Source organism: Streptomyces sp. NPDC058701 (assembly GCF_042715295.1).
GTDB lineage: Bacteria > Actinomycetota > Actinomycetes > Streptomycetales > Streptomycetaceae > Streptomyces.
In genome coordinates this window covers 1-2761 of record NZ_JBHXSY010000129.1, presented here as the reverse complement: position 1 = coordinate 2761, position 2761 = coordinate 1, and the positions used below count along the sequence as shown (strand labels likewise).

General features: G+C 62.1%; 1 protein-coding gene. It reads left to right on the top strand.

Annotation, left to right across the window (positions count from 1 at the left end):
- Positions 1 to 492: 492 nt before the first annotated feature.
- On the top strand, positions 493 to 2301 hold the full coding sequence (locus tag ACFWW8_RS38445; protein ID WP_386537557.1) for a serine hydrolase: 1809 nt from the start codon (positions 493 to 495) through the stop codon (positions 2299 to 2301).
- The last annotated feature ends 460 nt before the right edge of the window (positions 2302 to 2761 follow it).

Here is a 2761-nt window from a genome sequence, read left to right as displayed (position 1 = left end):
CATCACACCGGTTACGCCCGACCAGGGCATCTCACCAAGATCCTGTTACGAGCTCGAAGGGGCTGAACGTGGACGGCGGCTTCGAGCTGCGGTAGATAGCCAAGCAGTAACACGCAGGAGTTCAACACCCCACCTTTCCGGAGGCCGGGCGCGACACGTGACTTGTCGCGCCCGGCATCTGTATGTCAGCGGCGTGTCCGCCGTGTGACTTCGCAGTCCTGGAAGCGGTGGGTCCGAGTGACCGCCCGTTCCGCAGGACGAGCCGGTCACCACAGCTCATCGGGCCAGGCGGCTGCGGGTTGAAAGTTGAGCAAGGACTGCTCAGACCTGCGGGATTGGGCGCTCCGTACTCAGTCATGTAACTGATCGTGAAAATTCCCGGGCTGCCCGCCAGGGAGCGCGGGTGACCGGCGGGACTGCCGGCCCGCTTCGGAATAGGAGTAGCAGATGCGCTGTCGTACTGCATTTTTGGGAGCGGCGATCCTCGTCGTAATGACGTCGACCGTGGCGTCGGCAGCTCCTGCTGTCGATCCGGAACGGAATTCAACGGCGATCACAGGTTGGGGCACGTTCAACAGCACCCTCCCCACCGACATCAACAAGTGGGCGACGGATAACAACGCCCGCGTCATCGACATCGAGCCCGAGGCCGGTGGACGATTCACGGCCCAGCTGGTCCAGAACAGCGGCGTCTTCCAGCGTGCCCTTTCGGGCAGTACTTCGTGGACCTACGGCGAGACCTACGCGTCGTTGATGCTGAAGTTCATTAAGGAGAAGAAGCGGCCTATCGACGTGGAGCGCTACGTCGACTCCTCCGGTGCGGTGAGGTATGCCGCGGCCATGGTGGAGAACACGGGGGACACGCAGCGCACGTTTACGGTCATCACCAACAAGACGCCCACAGAGATCACTTCGGCGCAGTCGACGTTCCAGGGCAAGGTCGTCGACCTCGACCCAGTCGGCAGCGGACGCTATGACGCGGTACTGCTGAAGAACACCGGTGTCGACGCCACCGGCGGAAAGTGGTTCACCAGCCAGTCCCCCACGCAGTTGCAGAACCTGGTAAAGAGTGGCTGGCGGTTCGTCTCCCTGGAGCCTGACTCCCCCAGTACCTTCGCCGTAGTCGCCGAGCCGGACGGCATCAACGGAGGTAAGGAGTGGTGGAACCTCATCAACGTCACGGATCAGCAAATCTCGGACCTCCAGGCTCAGACCGGCGCGCGCGTACTTCAGGTGCGGCATTACAAGAACGCCTCCAACCAGCCGCGAGCGACGGCACTGTTCATCGACGACCAGAGCGCCCAAATCGCACAGATCCGCAGGGACATGGCCAACGTTGCGGGCGGCAACCCGTACGGCATCTACCTGAAGCAGGTGGACGGGCCCGTGTTGGTCGACCTGAATGGCCAACGACTCCACGATCCTGCCAGCGCGGCTAAGGTGCTCGTCCACCTGACCGAGGCGATGCGCATCAGGGAAGGTAAAGACGAGTACAGCAACATGATGAAGTACTACGCCAACCCCTCGGCACTGTCGGATGTTGAGGTGTGCGCCTACAACGATGACGGAACGCCGATCCTCACCAACCCCATCGAAGCTCCGGTGTTCACGACCGCCAAAGCGATGATGTGGGCTTCGGACAATCGCGCGACGGACGCGCTGCTCGACCGGGTCGGTGGGCTGCCAGCAGTCAACTCGACCGCTGCTAAGCTCGGCATGACGAAAACGAAGTACGAAATTCGCGTGGGATGCTCGGTTAAGGCTCCGGGGCAGACCTCAGATGAGAACTCGTTTACACTCCAGGACTTCGGCAAGCTCTACGAGCAGGCCTTCCACCCCACCAAGTCCGTCCTCGGGCCGAGTGACGACACGACGCGCAAGGCGTTCGTCGACAGCATGGTCAACGGCCAGCCGCTATTCAAGCAAGCCATCGATGAAGAGGCCGCCGCCATTGGCCGCCCGGACCTCGCGTCGGCGTTCTACACCACTGTGGAGGGGCGTCTGAAGGGCGGCGCGTACAACAAGATGTACTGCGACGGGACGACGCAGTGCGACACCTGGAATATCACGCGCTCCGCCGACGGCTGGGTCTCCCTGCCCGTCCGCACCTCGACGGGTGCCGTCACGAGGCGTGACTTCGTCCAGGGGTATTTCTTCGAGGGGCCGATGAAGTGCACGGGAGGTACCACGCCTTGCGACGGTCATGACCCGAAGTTCGAGAACTTGGTCAAGGCCGGCGACAAGGCCATGATCGACTCGCTTCGCCCGCAGATCCGGGCGGCTCTCGAAACCTGGAAGTAAGTCGGCGCGCACGGTCGTGCCCCGGTGTGCCTCGGCGAAATCCGCGGGGAGCGCCGGGGCTCTTCGTCGTATGAGGCGGAATTAGCGAGGACATTTTCGCGGTCACTGATCGAGATCTCTTACCGACGATACTGTACCTGTCCGGATAGTTGGCTGAACGACTGCTCGGCATCGGCTACGGCTTCAGGGAGAACGTTCTGCGCAATGCGATCATTGGCGATCTTCTGCCAGGTGACTCTGGCAAGGACTCGCTGGAATGCCAGTACTTGGGCGGCCAGTCTCGGTATTTAGAAGTGCAGCCGATGAAGGCCACCACCTCAGGCGGTCCTTGGGGCCCGTAACGGGCTCATACCGAATGGGAGGCCGGCCTGGAAGTGCTGGCGCAGTGCCGTCACCAGCCTGATGCTAAGAGCTCGTAACAGGATCTTGGTGAGATGCCCTGGTCGGGCGTAACCGGTGT

Coding starts and splice junctions, on each gene's coding strand:
- ACFWW8_RS38445 (WP_386537557.1), top strand. CDS start 493: ATGACGTCGACCGTGGCGTCGGCAGCTCCTGCTGTCGATCCGGAACGG.